We start from the raw sequence: 25,065 nt of genomic DNA, 5'->3' as shown, positions 1-25,065 counted from the left end.
CCCGGCCGAACTACAATCCCGCTCATGCTGAATTTCTCGAATTCCTCCCGCCGGGGGCGCCGATGAGCGGCCGCGGTGGCAATGACGGCCAGGTCCGCATCATCGGCGGGCGCTGGCGCAATACCCGGCTGCCGGTGCCGACCCTGCCGGGCCTTCGCCCCAGCAGCGACCGCGTGCGCGAGACCCTGTTCAACTGGCTGATGCCCAAGCTCGGCGGGGCCCGCGTGCTGGACCTGTTCGCTGGCAGTGGCGCGCTGGGCCTGGAGGCGGTCTCGCGTGGCGCTGCCCACGCCACCCTGGTCGAGCGCGATGCGCAGCTGGGACGCAACCTGACCGCCGCCGTCGCCAGGCTGCAGGCCAGCGACCAGATCACCGTCGTGCAGGCCGATGCCCTGCGCTGGCTGCAAGGGGCGCAGGCGCAGCAGGCCGACCTGGTCTTCATCGACCCGCCGTTTGCCGATGGCCTGTGGCAGGACGTGCTGGCCCAGCTGCCGCGGCACCTGGCCGCCGACGCCTGGCTGTACCTGGAATCGCCGGCCGGCCACGTGCCGGTGCTGCCGCCGGACTGGCTGCTGCACCGCGAGGGTGGCACCCGCGAGGTGCGCTTTGCCCTGTACCGCCGTGCCACTGCTACACTTTGACCTCATCTGAACATCTGCATCCGCCCATGACCGTGGCCAATCGCCGCATTGCCGTCTACCCCGGCACGTTCGACCCCATCACCAACGGTCATATCGACCTTGTGAGCCGGGCCGCGCCGCTGTTCGAAAAGGTCGTGGTCGGCGTGGCGCAGAGCCCGTCCAAGGGCCCGGCGCTGCCGCTGGAGCAGCGCGTGCAGCTGGCGCGTGGCGCGCTGGCCCACCACGGCAACGTCGAGGTCATCGGCTTCGATACCCTGCTGGCCCATTTCGTACGTTCGGTGCAGGGCGGGGTGCTGCTGCGCGGCCTGCGCGCGGTGTCCGACTTCGAGTACGAATTCCAGATGGCCAGCATGAATCGCCACCTGATCCCCGAGGTCGAGACCCTGTTCCTGACCCCGGCCGAGCAGCACAGCTTCATTTCGTCCTCGCTGGTCCGCGAGATCGCGCGCCTGGGCGGCGACGTGTCCGGTTTCGTGCCGGCCGCGGTGCTCGAAGCCCTGCGCAAGGTCCGCGAAGCGAAGTCGGCACAGTCGTAAGCCCCGCTGTACCCGCACCCCATTACGTACACCACCACGCACCATTCCGGGAGGAAACCCATGAACACCACCATGCGCGCGATGCTGATCGCTTCGTTGGCCCTGGCCTTCACCGCCTGCAAGAAGGAAGAGGCCGCTCCGGTCGACGAGGCCAAGCAGGCCCTGGTCGCCCCGGCCAAGGACGACGATGCAGGCTGGAAGAAGTACCTGCAGGAAGTGGCGATCCAGAACATGGGCAACATCACCAACAGCCCGTTCCTGTACTACCTCTCGCCGGAATCGGACCCGGACTTCCAGGCCAAGTACGAGCGCCAGACCGAAAGCGCGACCCAGGCCGTGGCGCGTGGCGTGCAGCCGGGCAACATGCTGGCCTTCGGTTCGTCGGCCTCGGGCAAGATGGCGGACATGATCCAGGCCGTGTTCAAGGACGTGTCGCCGGATTCGATGAAGGGCGTGCGCGTCGTCTTCATCGGCCAGTCGGCCGACAACGCCCGCGTGCAGGCTGCGATCCAGCCGACCGGTGCCGAGTACATTTTCGTCGAAGCCAAGTAATACCGAGCCATGGCGGCCATGCTCCGGCATGGCCCGGGCGGCATCCTGCAAGGGCGCCGCTGATGACCTGACCGGCCCGCGCGCCCGCGCTGGCCGGTCCTTTGTCCCAGGGCGCGGGCGAGGAGTATCGCCGTGTCGCTGAAAATCAACGAGCTCTGCGTCAACTGCGACGTATGCGAGCCGGCCTGCCCCAACCAGGCCATTGCGATGGGTGAAACCATCTACGTGATCGACCCTGCGCGCTGCACCGAATGCGTGGGTCATTTCGACGAGCCACAGTGCGTGGTCGTCTGCCCGGTCGAGTGCATCGACCCGGACCCGGAGATCGTGGAAACGGAAGACCAGCTGCTGGCCAAGCTGCGCCAGCTGCAGCACGATCACCCCGAACTCTACGCGGAGCCCCCATCCGAATGAAGACGCTGATCGTCCGCCCCCTGTTGCTGCTCGGCCTGCTGCTGAGCCCCATGGCCTGGGCTGACAGCCCGGCCCGTGCCGATCGCCCTGATGGCGCGGCCATTGCCAGCGGCCACGCACTGGCCACCCAGGCCGGCATCGACATCCTGGCGCAGGGCGGCAACGCCTTCGACGCTGCAGTGGCGGTGTCGTCCACGCTGGCGGTGGTCGAGCCGATCAGTTCCGGGTTGGGCGGCGGCGGCTTCTTCCTGCTGCACGACGCGGCCACCGGCAAGGATGTGATGCTGGATGCGCGCGAGACCGCCCCGGCTGCGGCGACCCCGCAGGCCTTCCTCGACAAGCAGGGCAACCTGGACCGTGATCGTTCGGTCAACGGTGCCTGGTCGGCGGGTATTCCCGGCCTGCCCGCAGCGCTGGTCGAGCTGTCGGCCAAGCATGGCAAGCTGCCGTTGTCGGCCTCGCTGCAGCCGGCGATCCGCATCGCGCGCGAAGGTTTCCCGGTGTACGACCGCATGGCCAAGGGCTACGCGTCGCGGCGTGAAGTGATGGAGCGCTATCCCGGCACGCGCGAGGTCTACCTGCGCAATGGCAAGCCGATCGCCAGCGGTGACCTGTTCAAGCAGCCGGAACTGGCGCAGACGCTGGAGCGCCTGGCCGCGGGTGGCTTTGATGGCTTCTACAAGGGCCAGACCGGAAAGCTGTTGCTGGCGGGCGTGAAGCAGGCTGGCGGCAAGTGGACCGCTGAAGAACTGGCCGGTTACCGCGTCAAGCAGCGCGAGCCGATCGTGTTCAACTACAACGGCTGGAAGATCACCACCGCGCCGCCGCCGTCGTCCGGTGGCATCGCGCTGGCCAGCATGCTGCAGATCCTGGAAGGCTGGGACATCAGGAAGATGGACCCGGCCCACCGCACCCACCTGGTGGTGGAGTCGATGCGCCGCGCCTACCGCGACCGCACCTTCTTCCTCGGCGATCCGGACTTCGTGCAGATCCCGCAGAAAGTGCTGACCAGCAAGGACTACGCACAGGGCCTGCGGGCGACCATCCATCCGGAGAAGGCCACGCCCAGCGACCTGCTGTCGGGCAACCCGACGCCGCTGGAAGATGACGAGACCACGCACTTCTCGATCATCGACCGCGACGGCAACCGCGTCGGCGCCACCCAGACCGTCAACCTGCTGTATGGCTCGGGGCTGATTCCCAAGGGCACCGGCGTGCTGCTGAACAACGAGATGGACGACTTCGCGCTGAAGCCGGGCACGCCCAATGCGTTCGGCGTGATGGGCTATGAGGCCAATGCGCCGAAGGCCGGCAAGCGCATGCTCAGCTCGATGACGCCGACCTTCATGGAGAACGCCGACAAGGTCGTGGTGCTGGGCACCCCGGGTGGCAGCCGCATCATCACCATGGTGCTGCTGGGCATCCTCGGCTACGACGACGGCCTGGATGCACAGCAGGTTGCCGCGCTGCCGCGCTACCACCACCAGTGGCTGCCGGACCTGATCGAAGCCGAGGACGATGCGTTCGACGCGGCGACGGTGAAGCAGTTGCAGGCGATGGGCCACAAGATCGACCTGCCGGGTGACGTCGCCGCAGGCGGCCGCGGTTCCAGTCACGTGTGGGGCAACCTGCAGACCGTGGAATGGGACCGCAAGGCGAACAAGCTGTTCGGCGGCAGCGACCCCCGCAACCCGGTGGGCAGCGCCCAGGTCGTGCCGGCACGCTGATCCGGTAGCGCCGGCTGCTGGCCGGCAATCCGGCAGATTACCGAAACCCCGCCTTTGCCGGCGGGGTTTTCTGTTTCCTTTCTAGCGATTATTTAACGGGCCGGCGCCGATAATCGACGCATGAAACTCTGGTCTATTCGTGGAAACTCGCAGCGCCTCGATGGCGGCGCGATGTTCGGCAACGCACCGCGTGCGTTGTGGGAAAAATGGGCGGCACCGGACGAGCTCAATCGCATCGAGCTGGCCTGCCGCGCACTGCTTGCCAGTCCGCTGGAAGGCAAGACCGTGCTGTTTGAAACCGGTATCGGGGCGTTCTTCGATCCGCGCATGCGCGAGCGCTACGGCGTGCAGGAAAGCCAGCACGTACTGATCGATTCGTTGCGCGAAGCCGGCTTCGAGCACGAGGATATCGATGTGGTGGTGCTCAGCCACCTGCATTTCGATCATGCTGGCGGCCTGCTGGCGGCATGGAGCGAAGGGCGTGAACCCGAGTTGCTGTTCCCCAACGCGACCTACGTGGTCGGTGCGCAGCATTGGCAGCGCGCCGTGCAGCCGCATCCGCGCGACCGTGCCAGCTTCATTCCGGAACTGCCGGGCCTGCTGCAGGCCAGTGGCCGGCTGGAAGTGGTGGACGGGGAGTACTCGAAGGCACTTGGCCGCAGCGTGCGCTTCAGCTACAGCGACGGGCATACGCCGGGACTGATGCTGGCCGAGATCGTCGGTCACGCGCATGCCGGCGAAAGTGCGCATGGTGGCGTGGTGTTCTGTGCCGACCTGATCCCGGGGCGCTCATGGGTACACGTGCCGATCACCATGGGCTACGACCGCAACGCCGAGCTGCTGATCGACGAGAAGCGGCAGTTCCTTGAAGACAAGCTGGCGCGCAACGTGCGGCTGTTCTTCACCCACGACCCGCAGGTGGCGCTGGCGCAGCTGGGCCGTGATGACAAGGGACGTTTCGTGACCCTGCACGAACAGGGCGAGCTGAAGGCGCGCGCCCTGGGGTAATGAAAAGGCCGGGCAATGCCCGGCCTTTCACTGACGGTGGTAGATCCACGCCATGCGTGGATGGCGTTCGATCCGGACGCGACGATTATGACGACTTCAGGCAGCTGCTCATGAAGGTCTTGCGCGCATCACCGGCCAGCTTCTTCGCGCCCGCGTCAGCGTTGCACTTGCGCATCCGTTCCTGCTGCGGATTGACCGCCTTGGTCTCGGCAGCGTGGCCGCTGAGGCAGGAGCTCTGCGCGGTCTTGTAGGCATCACCCTTCAAGCCCTTGTTCTTGGCCGAGCATTCGGCCATGCGCTGCTGCTGCGGGGTTGTGGCGTTGGCAGCCAGGGGCAGGCCGACCAGCAGGACGGCGGCCAGCAGGAAAGAGGCTTTCATCGGGAGCTCCAAGGGTGGCGGGTGCGCGGAGCATTCGCTTCAGGCCGGCAAGGCCACGTGAAGAATCACGCCAGTGCCGCGCCTGCTTGCGGCAACGTTCAGACCGGCGTATTACTTAGCTATATGGGTAAGTATTATCCTGCCATTGAAGACGTCTTCCAGGCACTGGCCGACCCGACCCGTTGCGCGATCGTAGCGGCGCTTGGGCAGGGACCGCGCACGGTGTCGATGCTGGCCGAACCCTTCGAGATGGCCTTGCCCTCGCTGATGAAACACCTGGCCGTGCTGGAGCGCAGCGGCGTGGTGCGCAGCCACAAGCAGGGGCGCACACGCACCTGCGAACTGGTGCCGGCGCGGCTGGGCCAGGCCGAACAATGGCTCGCAGAACAGCGTGCGGCTTGGGAAGCGCGTTCCGACCGCATGGTCGATTTCGTCGAAACCCTTCACCGACAGGAGCAGGCCCATGGCCGTAGACGCAGGTAACAACCCCGACACCGATCTGGTGATCAGCCGTGTGCTGAACGCACCGCGCGCCGCCTTGTGGCGGGCGTGGACCGACCCGGAACTGCTGCGCCAGTGGTGGTGCCCGAAGCCGTGGACCACCGAGGTACGCGCATTCGACCTGCGCCCCGGCGGGGCCTTCCACACCTTCATGCAGGGCCCCGATGGCGGCAGCAGTGACAATCCGGGCAGTTTCCTGGAGATCGTGCCGCAGCAGCGCCTGGTGTTCACCTCGATGCTGGGTGCGGGCTGGCGACCGCAGTCACCCTGGCTGGGCTTTACCGCCGTGATCACGATGGAGGACGAGGGGCAGGGCTGCCGCTACACCGCGCGGGTGATGCACCCGGACAAGGCCCTGCGTGACCAGCATGAGCAGCTGGGCTTCTTCAACGGCTGGACCACCGCCATCGACCAGCTGGAAGCCTTCGCCGCCGGGCTGTAGGCAGGAATGCGGGGTGGTGGGGTCAGGGCCCTTTCTGCGAAAGGGGTCCGACCCCCGCGATGTTGGGGTCAGATCCCTTTCGCTGTGAAAGGGCTCTGACCCCGGTTCACCGGATCAACCGACGCGGGTACCGAAGATGCGGTCGCCGGCGTCGCCCAGGCCCGGCAGGATGTAGCCCTTGTCGTTGAGCTGGGCATCGATGGCTGCGGTGTAGATCTCCACGTCCGGGTGCACGGCCTTGACCGCTTCGATGCCTTCCGGCGCGGCCACCAGGAAGATGCCCTTGATGCGGCGGGCACCGGCACGCTTGAGCATGTCGATGGTGGCGATCAGGGTGCCGCCGGTGGCCAGCATCGGGTCCAGGATCAGCGCGTCGCGCTCTTCCAGGCGGCCGGTCAGGCGCTCGAAGTAGGGCACCGGCTGCAGGGTTTCCTCGTCGCGCTGCAGGCCGACCACGCTGACACGGGCCGCCGGGATCAGCGACAGCACGCCGCTGAGCATGCCCAGGCCGGCACGCAGGATCGGCACCACGGTGATCTTGGCGCCGGCAATACGCTGCACCGTCACCGGGCCGGCCCAGCCGGGCAGGGTGTGCGGCTCGGTGTCCAGGTCGGCGGTGGCCTCGTAGGCCAGCAGCGTACCCAGCTCGTTGGCCAGTTCGCGGAAATCCTTGGTGCTGAGCGCAGCGTTGCGCATCAGGCCGATCTTGTGCTGCACCAGCGGGTGGCGCACTTCGACGATCTTCATGGTCGGGAAGGGGGGAAAGGAGAGAGGAGGCCATTTTGCCGGATTGGCGTGTCGAATCCCAAACCGGGCCTGGATCTGATGTACATGAAATGTGCAGGCGCATGTCACGGCCATGCAACCTTGCGGACATACCGTGCAGACCCATTCTTAACAGGAATGGGGATTCCCAGTGCATATCAAGACTCCGTTGGCCGTTGCCATCACCCTGACCCTGGCGATGGGGGCCGCGGCACCGCTGCAGGCTGCCGGGCAACAGGCGGTAGCCGCTACCGGCGCCGTGGCGGCCGACGCGGTCGACCTGGACCGTATCGAAGTGCGCGCCCAGCTCGAATCGCAGATCCGCGCGGTCGACCTCAAGCGCAGCAGCGACGCCATCGAGGACGCGGTGTCCTCCGATGCCCTGGGCCAGTATCCGGACAAGAACGTGGCCGAATCACTGCAGCGCCTGCCGGGCGTCAGCGTGACCCGCGACCAGGGCGAAGGCCGCTTCGTGGTCATTCGCGGCCTGGATGCCAATCTCAACAGCGTCAGCGTGGATGGCATCGCCATCGGTACGCCGGAAGATTCCAGCCGCGCCGCGCCGCTGGACGTGATCCCATCGGACTCCACCGAGCGCCTGCGCGTGGTCAAGTCGCCGACCCCGGACATGCCCGGTGATGCCATCGGCGGCGCCGTGCTGGTGGAATCGGCGTCGGCCTTCGACCGCGACGGCCGCAGCCTGCGCGGCAAGATCGAGGGCAGCCACCAGCAGCTGTCCGGCGAGACCAGCCCCAAGGCCGCCTTCAACTACAGCGAAGTGTTCAACGACACGTTCGGCGTGGCGCTGGGCGTGAACTACCAGAAGCGGAAGTTCGAGTCGGACAACACCGAAGTGGAATATGACGGCGAGGACGATGCCGCCCCCGGTGACGTGACCGCGATCAACCTGCAGCACCGCAAGTACGAGATCGAGCGCAAGCGCATCGGTGCCAACCTCAACCTCGACTGGCGCCCCAACGAAGACAGCACGTACTACCTGCGCACGCTGTACAGCCAGTTCGACGATGCGGAGACCCGCCAGCGCGTGATCTTCAACTTCGACGACGCGAAGATGGTCAAGACCGGCACCGACCAGTACCGGCTCGATGGCATGCCGAAGGACTCGATCGACAAGCGCATGCGCTACCGCACCAAGAAGGAGAACACCTTTGCGGCCAGTCTTGGTGGCGAGAACAAGCTGACCAACGCCGTGGTCGATTACCGGATCGGCTACACCCGTACCGAAGAGCGCGTGAACGACGAGATGGAGGCGCGCTTCAAGCTCAACGGCAAGGCCTTCAATGGCACCCTGGACCAGAGCAGCCGCCTGCCCAGCTACAGCTTCGATAACCCGCAGTGGCTGGACAACGGCAACTACGCGTTCGACCGCGTCGTGCTTTCGCCCAAGCAGGTGAACGACAAGGAACACAGCGCGCAGGTCAACGTGCGCTTCGACGGCGACAGCAGCAGCATCAAGTTCGGCCTGCTCGGCCGCTGGCGCGACCGCGACGTGAATGTCGATGAGCGCGAACTGCGCGTCGGCCCGAAGGTGGTGCTGTCGAGCTGGACCACCTCTTCGCCGGAGCATCGCCACGGCAACATGGGGGATGGCATGGACTCGGCTGCGATGCGCGCGTTCTGGGCCGCCAATGGTGGCCAGTACAGCGCCCGCCCGCAGGATGTCGGCGGCAATGCGATGACGTCGCTGGAAGAGGATTACGTGGCCAGCGAGGACATCTTCGCCAGCTATGCCATGGGTACTTGGGATGTGGGCGCGCTGCGCATCATCGGCGGCGTGCGCGTGGAGAACACCCGCTTCAAGGCAGTCGGCAACCAGGTGGACGTGGCCGCCAACGGCCGCAGCTTCACCGTCACCCCGCGCGTGGCCAACAGCAGCTACACCAACGTGCTGCCGGGCCTGCATCTGCGCTATGACGCGGCCGATGACTGGGTGCTGCGCGCCTCGGCCAACAAGACCGTATCGCGCCCGTCCTTCGGCGACGTCTCGCCGCGCGTGGGTTACAGCCGCGGTGACGAGGAAGTGCGCCTGGGCAACCCGGAACTGGATCCGTACGAGTCGAAGAACATCGACCTGTCGGTGGAGAAGTACATCGGCAGCAGCGGCATCGTTTCGCTGGGCCTGTTCCACAAGTCGATCGATGGCTACATCGTGGAGACCGTGCGGACCAATGATCCGGCCTACGGTGGATTCGACGTGACCCAGCCGATCAATGGTCGCAAGGCCACCGTGCGTGGCGCGGAGTTCAACTGGCAGCAGCAGCTGGCCTTCCTGCCGGAGGGCCTGGATGGCCTGCTGATCGGTGCCAGTGGCACCTGGCTGGACACCACGTTCGATGCCGGCATCAAGGGACGTGAGGGCGAGGACTTCACCCTGCCGCGCGCTTCCAAGCATGTCTACAGCGCACACATCGGCTATGAAAAGTACGGTGTAAGCACGCGTCTGGCGGCCGTGTACCGCAGCGAGTATTTGGACAGCATCGGCAAGGGGCGTGCATTCGACATCTACGTGGCACCCAACACCCAGCTCGATTTCTCGCTGGACTACAAGTTCACCCCGCGCGTGAGCATGTACTTCGAAGCGCAGAACCTGCTGGACAAGCCGCTGGAGCTGTACCAGGGCACCCGCTCGCGCACCCTGCAGATGGAAGAGTACGGCCGCACCTATGCGCTGGGCCTGAAGGTGGCGCTGTGATGGGGCGTGGCGTCACTGTCCTGGCCGCCGCGCTGGCGGCTACGCTGGTCGCCGGCTGCACGCCGGCCACCGGCAACGATCCGGTTGCGGGAGCGGCCGCGCCGGCCGCCAATGGCGAGCGCGTGGTGAGCACCATCGCCGAAGCATTCCTGTCACCGATGACCCCGGCCGACAACATCGACTCGCCGGCGGCCTGGCGCGCGCCGGACGGCGCGCTGTGGCTGATCGCCACCGCCAAGGCCACCGACAAGCTGGTGGTCTACGACGGCAGCACCGGCCAGCACCTGCGTGACGTCGGCAGCAGCGGCACCGCACCGGGGCAGTTCGACCGCCCAAACGGCATCGCGGTGACCGACGACCTGCTGTGGATCGTCGAGCGCGACAATCACCGCGTGCAGGTGCTGAGCCTGCCGGACTTCGCGCCGCTGGCGACCTTCGCTGCGGACGACCTGCGCAAGCCGTACGGTCTGTGGGTCGACCGCCGTGCCGATGGCTACAGCGTCTACGTCACCGATTCCTGGGACAACGGCGAGGATGCGCAGGGGCGTGACATCCTGCCGCCGCTGGCCGAGCTGGACAAGCGCGTGCGCCAGTACCATGTGACCCGCGACGGCGCGAAGGTCGAGGCGAAGCTGGTGGCCAGCATCGGCGATACCACCGAGGCCGGTGCACTGCGCGTGGTCGAGTCGATCTGGGGCGACCCCGAGAACGACCGGCTGCTGATTGCCGAAGAGGACGAGCGCTACGCCAGCGAGTTCAAGGTCTACACCCTGGCGGGCCGCTTCACTGGCACCACCTTTGGCCGCGACGTGTTCAAGGCCCAGGCCGAAGGCGTGACCCTGCGCACCTGCGGCAAGGACGGCTGGTGGATCACCACCGAACAGGGCAAGCAGCGCAGCGTGTTCCACCTGTTCGACCGGTACACGCTGAAGCCGGTCGGCGCGTTCCAGGGCAATACCGTGGCCAACACCGATGGCATCTGGATGATGCAGCAGCCCAGCGCGCGCTTCCCACACGGTGCGCTGTATGCAGTACATGACGACCAGGGCGTGGTGGCCTTCGATTGGGAGAGCATCGCCAAGCAGCTGGCGTTGCCGCTGGAGTGTGGCGCATGAGCGGGCAGTGCGTAATGCGCGCGCTGGCGCTGGGCCTGCTGCTGGCGCTGCCGTCGCTGTCGTTCGCGGCGGCCGAACCGAATACCCAGGTGCCGGCAGGTAGCCGCCACTACGCGGCGACGACGGTGCCGGACCGCATCGTCGCCTCGCCGGCGGTTGATTCCAGCCATGGGTTCGCCGTGGCCTGGCGTACCGACGACAGCGTGCAGGCGCCGCTGCTGGAAATCGCGCTGGCCGCAGATTCGCCGGCCATTGAAGGCATCCGCCAGGTGCGTGCGACGACCCGCGCGCTGCAGACCGAGAACGGTCTGTCGCACCACCATCGGGCAGATATCGATGGCCTGCAGCCGGATACCCAGTACGTCTACCGTGTGCAGGGCAATGGCAGCTGGAGCGCCTGGAACCAGCTGCGCACGCTGGCCAGCGCCGATCAGCCGCTGACCCTGCTGTACTTCGGCGATACCCAGAACAAGAACGTCAGCCATGTCAGCCGCGTGGTGCGTGCCGCGCAGAAGGCTGCGCCGCAGGCGCGCATGAGTCTGTTTGCCGGTGACCTGGTCAGCGGAGGCGACAACATGGATGACAGCGAGTGGGGTGAGTGGTTCGCTGCGACCAGTTGGCTGGCGCAGGAAACGCTGGTGGCGCCGGCCATCGGCAACCACGAGTACTTCGAGGAATTCGAGGACACCCCGCAGGAGCGCCGCGTGCTGGGCCGCCACTGGCCGGTGACGTTCGCGCTGCCGGGCAATGGTGCCACCGCCGCGCAGCAGACCAGCTACTGGTTCGATGCGCAGGGCGTGCGCGTGGCCGTGGTCGATGGCACATCGGCACTCGACCTCGGCACCGCCAAGGCGCAGGCACAGTGGCTGGACAAGGTGCTGACCGGCAATCGGCAGGCGTGGACCATCGTGCTGCTGCACCAGCCGTTCTACTCGCCGCGCGAAGGGCGCGAGAACGCCGCGTTGCGTGACGTGCTGCTGCCGGTGGTACGCCGCCACAACGTAGATCTGGTGCTGCAGGGCCATGACCACACCTATGGCCGCCGTGGCGAAGGGCAGGCCGCGACGCCGCAGTATGTGGTGACCGTGGCCGGACCGAAGCAGTACCGCCTTTCCGACGAAGCGCGCAGGACGATGGACCCGGTGGCCGAGGACACCCAGCTGTTCCAGGTGCTGAACATCGACCCGCAGCACCTGCGCTATGAAGCACGCACCGTGACCGGCCGTCTTTACGATGCCTTCGAATTGCGTCGTGATGCCAAGGGTGGAAAGCAGCGCACGGAGCTGACCGAAGGCCGCATTGCTCCGCGCGACTGCCCGCGCGCGCAGACCGCCAAGGGTCGCGCCGACCGCTGCTGGGAATGAGGAGACGCCGATGACCACACCCCGCCGCATCATTCCATTGGCTGCCATCGGCGCGTCCCTGCTGTTGCTGGCCAGTGCGGTAACCGCCGCCGATACCGTGCTGCATCCCTTCCTGGTCGCCCAGCCGGCGCAGGCCCCGCAGGAGGTGAACCTGGCGGTGGAGATCCCGGCCGGCAGCTTCACCAAGTACGAGATCAAGGAAGACGGCCTGGTGCACGTGGACCGCTTCCAGTCGATGCCGGTCGCCTATCCGGCCAACTACGGCTCGATGCCGCGCACCCTGGCCGGCGACAACGATCCGCTGGATGCACTGGTGTTGACCCGCGAACCGCTGCATCCGGGCGTGATCGTGCGTTTCCGGCCGATCGGTTACCTGAAGATGATCGATGGCGGCGAGCACGACGAGAAGATCATCGGGGTGCCGACCGACAAGGTCGACCCGACCTACGCCAACATCCGGGACCTGGCGGACCTGCCGGAGGCCGAACGGCAGCGGATCGAAGCGTTCTTCCGCTTCTACAAGGACCTGCCGGCCGGGCGCAACCCGGTGCAGCTAAATGGCTGGGGCAACGCCGCCGAGGCACGGTCAGTGATCCGCGAGGCCATGCAGCGGTTCAAGCGCTAGAACCCCGCCGTGGGTGGGTGGCCGGACGCGCGCATCACCTTCACCGCCCCTGGCTATCATGTCCGCCTTCCACATCGAAGGCGGTGCATGTGTCGGTAGCGTTGGTATGGTTCCGCCGTGATCTGCGGCTGCAGGACAATCCGGCCCTGCAGGCCGCGCTGGATGCGGGTCACGACGTGGTGCCGGTCTATCTCCACGCGCCGCACGAGGAAGGCGAGTGGGTGCCTGGCGCGGCCTCCGATGCGTGGCGCCACCGTTCACTGGGTGCCTTGGACGCCGACCTGCGCACGCGCGGTTCGTCGCTGGTGCTGCGTAGTGGTGACAGCCTGCCGGCCCTGCAGTTGCTGATCGGGCAGACCGGCGCCGAGGCGGTGTACTGGAACCGCAAGTACGAGCCGGCTACGCAGGCACGCGACGCCACCATCAAACGCACGCTGCGCGAGCAGGGCATCGACGCACAGAGCTGCAATGGCAGCCTGTTGTTCGAGCCCTGGGACATCGCGACACAGCAGGGTCAGCCGTACAAGGTGTTCACTCCGTACTGGCGCAACGTACTCAGTCATTGGCGCCTGCCGACGCTGAGTGCCGCGCCGAAGGCACTGACCGCGCACTCGGTCGACGGCCTCGCATTGGACGAGCTGCGGCTGGCGCCCACGCTGGACTGGGATTCCGGCTTCTGGGAGCACTGGCAGCCGGGCGAGGCCGGCGCGCTGGAGGCGTTGTCCGTGTTCGAGGACGGCGCGTTGCGCGGTTACCGCGAGCAGCGTGACCTGCCGGACCGGGTCGGCACCTCGCGGCTGTCGCCGCATCTGCATTTCGGTGAGATCGCACCGTGGCGCATCGCGCATGCGCTGGAGAGATTGCGCAGTGCCGGCACTGATGCCGACATCGACGGCTATCTGCGCCAACTGGGTTGGCGCGATTTCGCCTACCACCTGTTGCATCACTTCCCGAAGACGCCGACCGACAACCTCAATCCGCGTTTCGACCGCTTCCCTTGGGCCACGCCCACTGCAGCGCAACTGCATGACTGGCAGCGCGGCAACACCGGCGTGCCGATCGTCGATGCGGGCCTGCGCGAGCTGTGGCACACCGGTTACATGCACAACCGGGTACGGATGATTGTTGCCAGCTACCTGTGCAAGCACCTGCGTGCGCACTGGCTGCAGGGCGCGCGCTGGTTCTGGGACACCCTGGTCGATGCCGACCTGGCCAACAACACGATGGGCTGGCAGTGGGTGGCAGGCACCGGCGCCGACGCGGCCCCGTACTTCCGGGTGTTCAACCCGGTCAGCCAGGCCGAGAAGTTCGACCCGCAGGCCCGCTACATCAGCCGCTGGGTGCCCGAACTGGCGGCGCTGCCGGTGAAAGCGCGCTTCGCGCCGTGGCAGCATCCGCTGCTGCTGGCGGCGCATGCCCCGGGCTATCCGCGTACGCCGCTGGTGGATCTGGCCGTCGGCCGCGATGCTGCGCTGGCCGCCTACCGGCAGACGGGGGCTGGGTAAAGCGCGGGCTGAGCGTTCCAGTCAGTTAGCTGAACGCGGCCCTGTTGCCGCGACCGATCATCATCCCGACATCGCATCGGGCTGTTTATTCTCTCTGCGCCCGTAAGCCGCCGACCCGACCGGAAAACAAGGAGAACCACATGATCCGCAACACCACCCGCAACGTCGCACTGGCCCTGATGAGTGCGGCCGTCCTGTCGGCCTGCGCCACCGGCGGCTCCTATGTGCAGAGCGACCAGTACGGCAACCCGACCGAACAGCAGAACCGTACCGGCCGCAACGCGCTGATCGGTACCGCCATCGGTGTGGCTGCCGGCCTGCTGACCGGTGACAGCGCCACCGAGCGTCGTCAGCACGCGCTGATCGGAGCTGGTATCGGCGCACTCAGCGGTGCCGCCGTCGGCCAGTACCAGGATCGCCAGGAACGCGCGCTGCGCGAGCGCACTGCCAACACCGGCATCGATGTGCAGCGCCAGGGCGACAACATCATGCTGAACCTGCCGGACGGCATCACCTTCGACTTCGGCAAGGCCACCCTGAAGCCGCAGTTCTACGGCTCGCTCAACGGTGTGGCCGGTACGCTGCGCGAGTACAACCAGACCATGATCGAAGTGGTGGGCCACACCGACAGCATCGGCAGCGACGCGGTCAACAACCGCCTGTCGAAGGAACGCGCCGATTCGGTGGCGCAGTACCTGATCGGCCAAGGCGTGCAGAGCGTGCGCATCGAAACGCTGGGGGCCGGCAAGTCGTATCCGATTGCCGACAACAGCACCGATGCCGGCCGTGCCAAGAACCGTCGCGTTGAAATCCGCGTGATTCCGCTCAAGCAATAACGCGTAGCGTTGTTGCTGTTCCGGCCTGGCCGGAACGAAAATGCCGCCCTTGCAGGCGGCATTTTCTGTAGGTGCCGAGCTTGCTCGGCACGCCGATAGCGCTTCCGGTTGCGGCTTCTCCGAACGGCGCCGACCAAGGTCGGCATCTACCGAAAGCCACGCAGCCGGAACGAGAATGCCGCCCTTGCAGGCGGCATTTTTGTGGGTGCCGAGCTTGCTCGGCACGCCGACAGCGTTCCCGTTCGCGGCTTCTCCGAACGGCGCCGACCAAGGTCGGCATCTACCGGACGCCCGGCGCAGTCGGAAGGAAATGCCGCAACTCATCTCCTGGTAGATGCCGACCTTGGTCGGCGCCGTTCCAACCGCAGTCGAGCATGGCTCGACTCTACAGAAGCCGGTTACACCGCCGAGGCGGCGACCTTCTCCAGGATGCGCTTGCCGCTGCTCTCCAACGCCGCGTCTTCCTGGGCCTTCTGCTGCTGTGCCAGCTTCGCACCCGGGCACTGCGCCAGCATGTAGTTGGCGTCGAAGTTGAGCTTTTCCACCAGGAAATCGACGAACGCCCGCACCTTCGGCGAGACCAGGCGGCCACCGGCGAACACGGCGTTGAAGTCCACTTCCGGGCCGGTCCAGCCGGCCAGCACGCGCCGTACCATGCCGGACTCGACGAACGGCTTGGCCATCACATCACCGGTCAGCAGCAGGCCTTCGCCACACACCAGTGCACCATTAAGCGCAGACATGTCGTTGGCGGTCATCAGCGGGGTGACCGGGAAGTCACGCAGCTCGCCGCCGTTCTCGCCCAGCTGCCAAGTGAAGCGCGGTGAATTGCCAGTGTGATACGGCTTGCGCATCGCCAGGATGCGATGGAACTGCAGTTCTTCCGGATGCAGCGGCTCACCATAGCGCTCGATGTAGGCCGGGCTGGCGAACACCTGCGTGCGCAGGCTGCCCAGCTTGCGCGCGACCAGGTTGGAATCGGGCAGGGCGCCCACACGCAGCGCCAGATCCGCTTCGCCGGCAATCAGGTCCAGCTTCTCGTTGCCCATGTGCATGTCCAGGCGGATTTCCGGATACTGCGCATGGAACTGGCCCAGCAGCGGGGCGATCCAGGTGATGCCGATCGAATAGGGCACGGTGAAGCGCAGCCAGCCGCGCGGGCCGGACTGCAACTGGCTCACCGCGCTTTCGGCTTCTTCCAGCTCGCGCGCGATGCGCTGGCAATGCTCGTGGTAGATCGAGCCGGCTTCGGTCAGGCCGAGGCGGCGGGTGGTCCGGTGCAGCAGCCGCGCGCCCAGGCGCGTTTCCAGCTCCTGCACTTTGCGGCTGACCGTGGTCTTGGGCAGGCCGAGCGATTTGGCAGCGGCAATGAAACTGCCTTGCTCGACCACCTTGACGAAGATCAGCGTCTCGTTGAGATCGTGGGACATGGTCGGGGATCCTGGACGTCGGGGATGGGACAATCGTGACAGAACGATTGGACCGGGAGCGGGATGATTATTCCCCTTAATCAGGACTAATCAAGTAAAGGTTTGAGGTCTATCGTGGCGCCATTCGTGAAATGGAGCCCCCTCGCCATGAGCCTGCGCAACATTCTTGCCCGCTTTCGGCATGTCGGCCAGAACACCCTGGACCTGGCGATGACCGTCGAAGCCCGTCCGAGTTCCTTGGTACACAAGGACTTTCGTGAGTTTACCGCGCCCATGCGTCAGCAGCGTGGCGGTGCCATCCGCCTGGCCCCGCACAAGGGTGACCGGCTGCGCCGGATCGGGACTATCCCGGATTTGGGAGGAAATGTCCCGTGAATGGGATACTGACGCCCGAAGTCCTGGTCCTCGGCGGCACCGGTGCCGTCGGCCAGGGCGTGGTCGGCGCATTGCTGGAAGCCGGCAGCCCTGTGCTGGTGGTTGGCCGCGACCCGGGTCGGCTGGCGGCGCTGCATGAGCAGTTCGCCGATGAGCCTGGCCTGGAGACGCTGCTGGGCTCGCTCAGCGATGACGGCTCGGCACGTGCCTTGGCCGAACGCATCGCGCAGCGCCCGCGTCCGCTGGCGGCGGTCATCGCCGCAATGGGTGGCCCCTACCGTCGCGGCCGGGTGACCGACCGCAATGGCGATGAGCTGTTGGGGGCGATGCAGGCCGACCTGATGCCGCACGTGCACGCGGTGCGTCACCTGCTGCCACTGCTGCAGGACAACGTGCATGCACGCCGCTACGTGATGATCGGCAGCCCCGCCAACGCCAAGCCCTGGGCGGGCTACGGCGAGACCTCGGTCACCACCGCCGCGCTGCGCATGTACGCGCAGGTGGTGCACCAGGAAGCGCAGGCACTAGGTGTGCGCGCGCAGATGCTGGAAGTCTGCAGTCCGGTGTGCACCCCGGCCAACGCGGCCAATGCGTGCATCGAGTGGCCAAGCTCGTTGCTGGTCGGTCGTCGTGTGGTCTCCCTGCTGGACGGCTGCCGCGACAACCGCGCCATCGTCCGCTGCGACAGCAGCGATGCCGAACTGCCGCGCGGCCTGCTGCACCTGGATGTCCCTCCACTGTGGCGCGATACCGCGGGCATCGCTTGACCTCGACCATGGTTGAGGTCGCAGTATGCGCCGCCGATTTTTGCAACACGTTCTCATATAGCTGTACCACCCCTCCGTACGGATGCATGCCATGACTTCCCCCAATACCACCCCACATCGTTTCGGCCATCGCATCGCGATGGTCGGCGTGTCGATCCTCGCCGCGGCCGTGCTTGCGGCCTGCAGCGGCGGCCATGCCGAAGAGGCCGGTGCTCCGCCGCCGCCGCAGGTCAGCGCCGCGCCGGTGCTGGTCAAGCAGGTCAGCCAGTGGGACGAGTTCAGCGGCCGCGTCGAAGCGGTGCAGAGCGTTGAACTGCGCCCGCGCGTGTCCGGCTACATCGACAAGGTCAACTACGTCGAAGGCCAGGAAGTGAAGAAGGGCGAAGTGCTCTTCACCATCGACGCGCGCAGCTACCAGGCCGAGTACGATCGCGCCGCCGCCGAGCTGGCCCGCGCCCGCACCCAGGCCACGCTGGCCCGCAGCGAATCCGAGCGCGCCAAGCGGTTGTCCGAGCAGCAGGCGATCTCCACCGAGACCGCCGAACAGCGTCGTGCCGCGGCCGACCAGTCCGGAGCCGCCGTGCAGGCCGCGCAGGCGGCGCTGGATGCCGCCCGCCTCAACCTGGAGTTCACCAAGGTGCGTGCACCGATCGACGGCCGCGCCGGCCGCGCGATGGTCACCGCCGGCAACCTGGTCACCGCCGGCGACAGTGCCAGCGTGCTGACCACGCTGGTCTCGCTGGATACCGTGTTCGTCTACTTCGATGCCGACGAAAGCACCTTCCTGCGCTATGCACAGATGGCACGCAAGGGCGAGCGCCCCAGCGAGCGTGACAGCGCGCTGCCGGTGAAGGTCGGCCTGTCCGGCGAAGAGGGCTACCCGCATGCGGGCAAGGTCGACTTCCTCGACAACCAGGTGGCCCGCAGCACCGGCACCATCCGCGTCCGTGCGCTGCTGGACAACGCCGACCGCCAGTTCACGCCGGGCCTGTTCGCCCGCGTGCAGCTGCTTGGCAGCGGCCAGTTCCAGGCCATGCTGATCGATGACAAGGCCGTGCTGACCGACCAGGACCGCAAGTACGTCTACGTGGTAGACAAGGATGGCAAGGCCCAGCGCCGCGACATCCAGCTCGGCCGCACCGCCGACGGCCTGCGCATTGTCGAGCACGGCCTTGCCGCCGGCGACAAGGTGATCATCGACGGCGTGCAGAAGGTCTTCATGCCGGGCATGCCGGTGCAGGCCAAGGCCGTGGCGATGCAGCCGCAGGCTGCGCCGGCACGGGGCCGCGATGCCACCGCCGCCCTGAACCACTGATCCGCCGGCTCCTGATCCGCGTCCCCGCTTAGCTGCCGGCGCCAGCGGCAGCCTTCCCTGCCTTCGTCATCCCGGCGAGGGGCAGGGTGGCTGTTGCCCGCCGGACGCCTTTCCCAGGAATTCCTCCATGGACTTTTCCCGTTTCTTCATCGACAGGCCGATCTTCGCGGCGGTGCTGTCGATCGTGATCTTCGCCGCAGGCCTGATCACGATTCCAATCCTGCCGATCAGCGAGTACCCCGAAGTGGTGCCGCCGTCGGTGGTCGTGCGCACGGTGTATCCGGGCGCCAACCCCAAGGTCATTGCCGAGACCGTCGCCACGCCGCTTGAAGAAGCGATCAACGGCGTCGAAGGCATGATGTACCTGAAGTCGGTCGCCGGCTCGGACGGCGTGCTGCAGATGACCGTCACCTTCCGCCCGGGCACCGATCCGGACGCGGCGGCGGTGAAGGTGCAGAACCGCGTGGCGCAGGCGCAGGCGCGCCTGCCCGAGGACGTGCGCCGGCAGGGCGTGACTACGCAGAAGCAGTCGCCAACCTTCCTGATGGTGGTGCACCTGACCTCGCCGCAAGGCAAGTACGACACCCTTTACCTGCGCAACTACGCCCGCCTGCACGTCAAGGATGCGCTGGCGCGCATTCCGGGCGTGGGTGACGCGCAGATCTTCGGTGGCGGCGACTACGCCATGCGTGCTTGGCTGGACCCGGACAAGGTGGCTTCGCGTGGCCTGACCGCCAGCGACGTGGTGCGTGCCATGCGCGAGCAGAACGTGCAGGTTTCGGCGGGCCAGCTCGGCGCCGAACCGTTGCCGAACAGCCAGTTCCTGACCCTGATCAACGCCCAGGGCCGCCTGAAGAGCGAAAAGGAATTCGGCGACATCGTGCTCAAGAGCGGCACCGATGGCGAGATCGTGCGCCTGGCCGACGTGGCCCGCCTTGAACTGGGTGCCGGTGACTACACCCTGCGCTCGCAGCTGGATGGCAAGAACGCGGTCGGTATCGGTATCTTCCAGTCGCCCGGTGCGAATGCGCTGGAGATTCGTGACCAGGTCATCTCGACGATGGACGAGATGCAGAAGACCATGCCGGCCGACGTGAAGTACGAAGCCGTGTATGACACCACCATCTTCGTGCGCGACTCGATCAAGGCCGTGGTCTCCACGCTGCTGGAAGCCATCGCCCTGGTGGTGCTGGTGGTGATCCTGTTCCTGCAGACCTGGCGTGCCTCGATCATCCCGTTGATCGCGGTGCCGGTGTCGGTGGTGGGTACCTTCGCCGCGTTGTACCTGCTGGGCTTCTCGATCAACACGTTGAGCCTGTTCGGCCTGGTGCTGGCGATCGGCATCGTGGTCGACGACGCGATCGTGGTGGTGGAGAACGTCGAGCGCAACATCGAGGAAGGCCTGTCACCCACCGCTGCGGCCCACCAGGCCATGCGTGAAGTGTCCGGCCCGATCGTGGCGATCGCGCTGGTGCTGTGTGCCGTGTTTGTGCCGATGGCCTTCCTGTCCGGCGTCACCGGCCAGTTCTACAAGCAGTTCGCAGTCACCATCGCCATCTCCACGGTGATCTCGGCGATCAACTCGCTGACCCTGTCGCCGGCCCTGGCCGCGCGTCTGCTGAAAGCCCATGGTGCTCCGAAGGATGCGCCGAGCCGCCTGATCGACCGCCTGTTCGGCTGGGTGTTCCGTCCGTTCAACCGCTTCTTCAAGTCCAGCTCGGAGAAGTACGAGCGTGGCGTAGCCCGCATCCTCGGCCGTCGTGGCGCGGTGTTCGTGGTCTACGCGATCCTGCTGGTCGGTACCGGCGTGATCTTCAAGCTGGTGCCGCCGGGCTTCATCCCGACCCAGGACAAGCTGTACCTGATCGCCGGTGTGAAGCTGCCGGAAGGTTCGTCGATCGCGCGCACCGATGAAATGCTGCGCAAGGTCGCCAAGATCGCCCAGGAAACCGATGGCGTGGCCCACACCATCTCGTTCCCGGGTCTGAACGCGCTGCAGTTCACCAACACGCCGAACACCGGTGTGGCGTTCATCCCGCTCAAGCCGTTCGCCGAGCGCCATGGCCGCACCGCCGCACAGATCAATGCCGAGATCAACCAGAAGATCGCCGGCCTGCAGGAAGGCTTCGCGTTCGCGATGATGCCGCCGCCGATCCTCGGCCTGGGCAACGGCAACGGCTACCAGATGTTCATCGAGGACCGTGGCAACCTGGGTTACGGCGCGCTGCAGAACGCGGTGCAGGCAATGCAGGGCACCGTTGCGCAGACGCCGGGCATGGCCTTCCCGATCAGCAGCTACCAGGCCAACGTGCCGCAGCTGGATGCCGAAGTGGACCGCGTCAAGGCCAAGGCGCAGGGCGTGCAGCTCACCGAGCTGTTCGACACCCTGCAGACCTACCTCGGTTCGGCCTACGTCAACGACTTCAACCAGTTCGGCCGTACCTGGCAGGTGATCGCCCAGGCCGACGGTCCGTTCCGCGAGACGGTCGAGGACATCGGCAAGCTGCGTACCCGCAACGACCGCGGCGAAATGGTGCCGATCGGTTCGATGGTCACCATCAAGCAGACCTTCGGCCCGGACCCGGTGCTGCGCTTCAATGGCTATCCGGCAGCAGACCTGGCCGGTGAGGCCGACCCGCGCCTGCTGTCCTCGGCCGAGGCGATGAACAAGCTGACCGAGATCGCCGGCAAGGTGCTGCCGGTGGGCATGACCACCGAATGGACCGACCTGAGCTACCAGCAGGCGACCCAGGGCAAGGCGGCCTTCATCGTGTTCCCGGTGGCGATCATGCTGGCCTTCCTGGTGCTGGCCGCGCTGTACGAGAGCTGGTCGCTGCCGCTGGCGGTGATCCTGATCGTGCCGATGACCCTGCTGTCCGCGCTCTTCGGCGTGTGGCTGACCGGTGGCGACAACAACGTGTTCGTGCAGGTCGGCCTGGTGGTGCTGATGGGCCTGGCGTGCAAGAACGCGATCCTGATCGTCGAATTCGCCAGAGAGCTGGAGATGGGCGGCAAGGGCATCGTTGAAGCCGCGCTGGAAGCCTGCCGCCTGCGTCTGCGCCCGATCGTGATGACCTCCATCGCCTTCATCGCCGGTACCGTGCCGCTGGTGCTGTCGCACGGCGCGGGTGCCGAGGTGCGCTCGGTGACCGGTATCACCGTGTTCGCCGGCATGCTGGGCGTGACCCTGTTCGGCCTGTTCCTCACCCCGGTGTTCTACGTGGCCCTGCGCAAGTTCGTCACCCGCAACGGCGGTGGCCAGCTGGTGCAGCACGGCGAGCCGACCATCCACCACTGACATGGAACCCCGTCGCCGCCGGTCACTGGCCGGCGGCGGCTTTCCACCCACAAGGCATGCATCCATGAATACCCATCAGAACAAGATCGCGCTGGTCACCGGCGCCACCCGTGGCATCGGCCTGGAAACCGTGCGCCAGCTGGCCCAGGCAGGTGTGCATACGCTGCTGGCCGGTCGCAAGCGCGATACGGCGGTGGAGCTGGCACTGAAGCTGCAGGCTGAAGGCCTGCCGGTCGAAGCCCTGCAACTGGACGTGACCGACGCGGCCAGCATCGCCGAAGCGGTCGAGCAGGTGCGCCAGCGTCACGGCCGCCTCGACATCCTGGTCAACAATGCCGGCATCATGATCGAGAACCCGGCGCAGGCGCCGTCGGAGCAGTCGCTCGACACCTGGAAGCGCACATTCGACACCAACGTGTATGCGCTGGTCGCAGTAACCCAGGCATTCCTGCCGCTGGTCAAGCAGGCCAAGTCCGGGCGCATCGTCAACGTGTCGAGCATGCTCGGCTCGCAGACCCTGCACGCGGATCCCTCATCGGGCATCTACCACTTCAAGATTCCCGCCTACAACGCGTCCAAGGCCGCGGTGAACAGTTGGACCCTGAGCCTGGCCTACGAGCTGCGCAACACCCCGATCAAGGTCAATACCGTGCATCCCGGTTACGTGAAGACCGACATGAACGGCGGCAACGGCGAAATCGAAATCGCCGAAGGCGCGCGCTCCAGCGTGCAGATGGCGCTGATCGGCGAATCCGGTGCCAGCGGCAGCTTCACCTACCTGGGCGAGGTGCTGCCATGGTGATCCGCACGTTGGCGATGGCCGTCTCCAGCCTGGTGCTGGCAGGCTGTGTCAGCGTCGGCCCGAACTACAAGGCCCCGGTGCAGGAACCGGTGGTCCTGCAGAGCGCACAGCAGCCGGTCTTCAGCAGCGTTTCGCCGGTGGCCAGCTGGTGGGCGCAGTTCGATGATCCGGTGCTGGAACAGCTGGTGCATGGCGCCCTGTCGGACAACCTGGACCTGCGCGTGGCCGTGGCCCGCGTCAGCCAGGCCCGCGCGGTGTTCGTCGAAAGCCGTTTCGACCAGGCGCCGCACATCACCGCTGGCGGCAGCTACGACCGCCGCAAGCAACCCGATCCGCAGCTGGGTGGGCAGCGGGTGTTCAGTGAAAGCTACCAGCTCGGCTTCGACGCCGGCTGGGAGCTGGATCTGTTCGGCCGCAAGCGCCGTGCCGCTGAGGCCGCACGCGCCGACCTCGGTGCCGAGCAGGCCAACCTGGCCGATGCGCAGGTACTGGTCGCCGCCGAAGTGGCACGCAATTACTTCGAGCTGCGCGGAACGCAGAAGCGCATCGCGGTGGCCCAGCACACGCTGGAAAACCTGCGCGATACGCAGAAGCTGACCGAGGCGCGCTGGGAACTGGGCGCGGGAAGCGAGCTGGATGTGCAGAGCAGCCGCGCCCGCCTGAAGGCGATCGAGGCCGACATCCCGTTGCTGGAAGTGGCCGAGGCGCAGTCGCGCAACCGGCTGGCCGTGCTGCTCGGCCAGCGCCCGGAAGTGCTGACCGACATGCTCGCGCCGCACGACGTGCCGGCCTTCGCCAAGGCGCTGCCGCTGGGCGATACCCGCGAACTGCTGCGCCAGCGCGCCGACGTGCGCGTGGCCGAGCGTCGCCTGGCCGCTGCGACCGCACGCGTGGGCGTGGCCACCGCGGACCTGTTCCCGCGGTTGTCGCTGTCCGGCTTCGTCGGGTTCCTCGGCGGCGATGCCAGTGGCCTGGTCAATGGCAACAACAAGGCCTGGTCGCTGACCCCGTCGCTGAGCTGGGCAGCATTCGACTTCGGTACCGTGCGTGCACGCCTGCGTGCCAGCAAGGCTGAAGCCGAAGGCGTGGCCGCGCAGTACGAGCAGGCCGTGCTGCTGGCGCTGGAAGATACCGAGAACGCGCTGACCCGCTATTCCAAGCAGCAGGCACGGCTGGCGATCGTGGTCGAGCAGGCACAGGCCGCACGGCGTGCCGAATCACTGGCACAGATCCGCTATCGCGAAGGCTCGGAAGACTTCCTGACCCTGCTGGATGCGCAGCGCACGCAGCTGGCGGCCGATGACGCCCTGGCGGCGGCCGAGTCCGAAGTCAATGTCAGCGTGGTGGGCGTGTACAAGGCGCTGGGCGGCTGGGGGCAATCACCGCAGCAACCGAGCGTGGCGCAGGTGCAGTAACCGCAGGGGACGGAGGCAGTGGCTTCCGTCCCCTCCTGCTTTCAGGGCCACTGATTGGCCGGCACCTCGCGCTCGCGCATGCGCACGATGCAGAAGCGATGGCCGGTCGGTGCTTCCATCACCCACCAGCGTTTGACGAAGCCTATCCGGCGCGCGCCGAGCTTCTCCAGGCGGTCGGCCTCGGCATCGATGTCGTCGCTCTCGATGTCCAGGTGCACCCGTGACGGGTGATCGACCCGCTGGACTTCCACGTTCAAGCCCGCCGGTGCACCCAGCAGGTCGGCATACTCGGCGCCCCCTTCGACACGCGCCGCCTGTGCCTGCAGGCCGAGCGCGGCGGCCCAGAAGCCGGCACCTGCGTCGGCGGGAAGGTCCTGGCAGTCGATGATGAATCCAGCCAGCCGGCTCTGGTGGGCCATGTCCTGCTCCGCAGTTCGGGGGAGGAGGCAGGGTAACGCGATGCGTTCCGCGTACATCTTCACCTTCGTGACGTTTCTGACTCTGCCGGAATGCCGGCCCGACGTGTAACAAGTGGGTCAG

24 protein-coding genes are annotated in these 25,065 nt (G+C 66.6%); 20 read left to right on the top strand and 4 right to left on the bottom strand.

Annotated features, from left to right (window positions below):
- Positions 1–62: 62 nt before the first annotated feature.
- The 6 genes from rsmD (at position 63) to E5790_RS01285 (ending at position 4,878) form a co-directional block, all read left to right on the top strand.
- Positions 63–641, top strand: a complete 579-nt coding sequence (rsmD, locus tag E5790_RS01310) for a 16S rRNA (guanine(966)-N(2))-methyltransferase RsmD (RefSeq protein WP_014646773.1) — start codon at positions 63–65, stop codon at positions 639–641.
- A gap of 26 nt (positions 642–667) precedes the next feature.
- Positions 668–1,177 (top strand): pantetheine-phosphate adenylyltransferase, encoded by a 510-nt coding sequence (gene coaD, locus E5790_RS01305; protein WP_014036814.1) that lies wholly within the window; start codon positions 668–670, stop codon positions 1,175–1,177.
- Between the two features lie 60 nt (positions 1,178–1,237).
- Positions 1,238–1,729, top strand: a complete 492-nt coding sequence (locus tag E5790_RS01300) for a hypothetical protein (protein ID WP_005409092.1) — start codon at positions 1,238–1,240, stop codon at positions 1,727–1,729.
- Between the two features lie 132 nt (positions 1,730–1,861).
- Complete coding sequence (locus tag E5790_RS01295; protein ID WP_004153175.1) at positions 1,862–2,143, top strand: YfhL family 4Fe-4S dicluster ferredoxin; 282 nt, start codon at positions 1,862–1,864, stop codon at positions 2,141–2,143.
- Positions 2,140–3,870: a gamma-glutamyltransferase gene (gene ggt / locus E5790_RS01290; RefSeq protein WP_014646774.1), complete on the top strand. Its 1,731-nt coding sequence runs from the start codon at positions 2,140–2,142 to the stop codon at positions 3,868–3,870. The genes E5790_RS01295 and ggt overlap by 4 nt, the downstream gene beginning before the upstream one ends.
- Before the next feature lie 120 nt (positions 3,871–3,990).
- Positions 3,991–4,878, top strand: coding sequence for an MBL fold metallo-hydrolase (locus E5790_RS01285; RefSeq protein WP_019338337.1), 888 nt, complete (start codon positions 3,991–3,993; stop codon positions 4,876–4,878).
- An 85-nt stretch (positions 4,879–4,963) separates the two neighbouring features.
- Here E5790_RS01285 and E5790_RS01280 read toward each other — a convergent pair whose 3' ends face one another.
- A complete protein-coding gene (locus tag E5790_RS01280; protein ID WP_046430010.1) occupies positions 4,964–5,257 on the bottom strand; it encodes a PsiF family protein in 294 nt (97 codons plus the stop codon).
- A 57-nt stretch (positions 5,258–5,314) separates the two neighbouring features.
- On the opposite strand from E5790_RS01280, the gene E5790_RS01275 reads away from it, so the two are divergent.
- Positions 5,315–5,740 (top strand): metalloregulator ArsR/SmtB family transcription factor, encoded by a 426-nt coding sequence (locus E5790_RS01275; protein WP_229653747.1) that lies wholly within the window; start codon positions 5,315–5,317, stop codon positions 5,738–5,740.
- The gene (locus tag E5790_RS01270; RefSeq protein ID WP_111206157.1) at positions 5,721–6,200 is read left to right on the top strand and encodes an SRPBCC family protein; all 480 of its coding nucleotides are present in this window, start codon (positions 5,721–5,723) and stop codon (positions 6,198–6,200) included. Before E5790_RS01275 ends, E5790_RS01270 begins: the two co-directional genes overlap by 20 nt.
- A gap of 114 nt (positions 6,201–6,314) precedes the next feature.
- On the opposite strand, the gene upp is transcribed toward E5790_RS01270, so the two are convergent.
- Entirely contained in the window at positions 6,315–6,947 is a 633-nt protein-coding gene (upp, locus tag E5790_RS01265) for a uracil phosphoribosyltransferase (protein WP_005409099.1), read from the bottom strand.
- A 169-nt stretch (positions 6,948–7,116) separates the two neighbouring features.
- Between upp and E5790_RS01260 the strand changes: the two genes are divergently transcribed.
- From E5790_RS01260 to E5790_RS01235, 6 genes are all read left to right on the top strand, one after another.
- Positions 7,117–9,678 (top strand): TonB-dependent receptor, encoded by a 2,562-nt coding sequence (locus E5790_RS01260; protein ID WP_111206158.1) that lies wholly within the window; start codon positions 7,117–7,119, stop codon positions 9,676–9,678.
- The gene (locus tag E5790_RS01255; RefSeq protein WP_111206159.1) at positions 9,678–10,793 is read left to right on the top strand and encodes a phytase; all 1,116 of its coding nucleotides are present in this window, start codon (positions 9,678–9,680) and stop codon (positions 10,791–10,793) included. Before E5790_RS01260 ends, E5790_RS01255 begins: the two co-directional genes overlap by 1 nt.
- Positions 10,790–12,157 carry a metallophosphoesterase family protein gene (locus tag E5790_RS01250; protein ID WP_014646781.1) on the top strand — a complete coding sequence of 456 codons (1,368 nt, stop codon included), beginning with the start codon at positions 10,790–10,792 and terminating at the stop codon, positions 12,155–12,157. The genes E5790_RS01255 and E5790_RS01250 overlap by 4 nt, the downstream gene beginning before the upstream one ends.
- Positions 12,158–12,167: 10 nt before the next feature.
- A complete protein-coding gene (locus E5790_RS01245; RefSeq protein WP_111206160.1) occupies positions 12,168–12,782 on the top strand; it encodes an inorganic diphosphatase in 615 nt (204 codons plus the stop codon).
- Positions 12,783–12,871: 89 nt separating this feature from the next.
- Entirely contained in the window at positions 12,872–14,287 is a 1,416-nt protein-coding gene (locus E5790_RS01240) for a deoxyribodipyrimidine photo-lyase (protein ID WP_111206161.1), read from the top strand.
- 140 nt (positions 14,288–14,427) lie between these two features.
- Positions 14,428–15,123, top strand: coding sequence for an OmpA family protein (locus E5790_RS01235; RefSeq protein WP_014646784.1), 696 nt, complete (start codon positions 14,428–14,430; stop codon positions 15,121–15,123).
- 398 nt (positions 15,124–15,521) lie between these two features.
- Here E5790_RS01235 and E5790_RS01230 read toward each other — a convergent pair whose 3' ends face one another.
- Complete coding sequence (locus E5790_RS01230) at positions 15,522–16,553, bottom strand: LysR family transcriptional regulator (protein ID WP_032959145.1); 1,032 nt, start codon at positions 16,551–16,553, stop codon at positions 15,522–15,524.
- A 147-nt stretch (positions 16,554–16,700) separates the two neighbouring features.
- On the opposite strand from E5790_RS01230, the gene E5790_RS01225 reads away from it, so the two are divergent.
- The 6 genes from E5790_RS01225 (at position 16,701) to E5790_RS01200 (ending at position 24,525) form a co-directional block, all read left to right on the top strand.
- Positions 16,701–16,928 carry a hypothetical protein gene (locus E5790_RS01225; RefSeq protein WP_041863314.1) on the top strand — a complete coding sequence of 76 codons (228 nt, stop codon included), beginning with the start codon at positions 16,701–16,703 and terminating at the stop codon, positions 16,926–16,928.
- The gene (locus E5790_RS01220) at positions 16,925–17,695 is read left to right on the top strand and encodes an SDR family NAD(P)-dependent oxidoreductase (protein ID WP_111206162.1); all 771 of its coding nucleotides are present in this window, start codon (positions 16,925–16,927) and stop codon (positions 17,693–17,695) included. The genes E5790_RS01225 and E5790_RS01220 overlap by 4 nt, the downstream gene beginning before the upstream one ends.
- Positions 17,696–17,786: 91 nt before the next feature.
- Positions 17,787–19,010 carry an efflux RND transporter periplasmic adaptor subunit gene (locus tag E5790_RS01215; protein ID WP_111206163.1) on the top strand — a complete coding sequence of 408 codons (1,224 nt, stop codon included), beginning with the start codon at positions 17,787–17,789 and terminating at the stop codon, positions 19,008–19,010.
- Positions 19,011–19,137: 127 nt separating this feature from the next.
- Positions 19,138–22,308: a multidrug efflux RND transporter permease subunit gene (locus E5790_RS01210; RefSeq protein ID WP_014646788.1), complete on the top strand. Its 3,171-nt coding sequence runs from the start codon at positions 19,138–19,140 to the stop codon at positions 22,306–22,308.
- Positions 22,309–22,372: 64 nt separating this feature from the next.
- Positions 22,373–23,110 (top strand): SDR family oxidoreductase, encoded by a 738-nt coding sequence (locus tag E5790_RS01205; RefSeq protein WP_049439198.1) that lies wholly within the window; start codon positions 22,373–22,375, stop codon positions 23,108–23,110.
- On the top strand, positions 23,104–24,525 hold the full coding sequence (locus tag E5790_RS01200; RefSeq protein ID WP_111206164.1) for an efflux transporter outer membrane subunit: 1,422 nt from the start codon (positions 23,104–23,106) through the stop codon (positions 24,523–24,525). Before E5790_RS01205 ends, E5790_RS01200 begins: the two co-directional genes overlap by 7 nt.
- A gap of 41 nt (positions 24,526–24,566) precedes the next feature.
- Here E5790_RS01200 and E5790_RS01195 read toward each other — a convergent pair whose 3' ends face one another.
- Positions 24,567–24,944 carry a VOC family protein gene (locus tag E5790_RS01195; RefSeq protein WP_014646791.1) on the bottom strand — a complete coding sequence of 126 codons (378 nt, stop codon included), beginning with the start codon at positions 24,942–24,944 and terminating at the stop codon, positions 24,567–24,569.
- Positions 24,945–25,065 lie beyond the last annotated feature (121 nt).

It is taken from the genome of Stenotrophomonas sp. PAMC25021 (assembly GCF_004795795.1).
GTDB lineage: Bacteria > Pseudomonadota > Gammaproteobacteria > Xanthomonadales > Xanthomonadaceae > Stenotrophomonas > Stenotrophomonas muris.
This window is presented reverse-complemented; position numbering and strand designations above follow the sequence as displayed.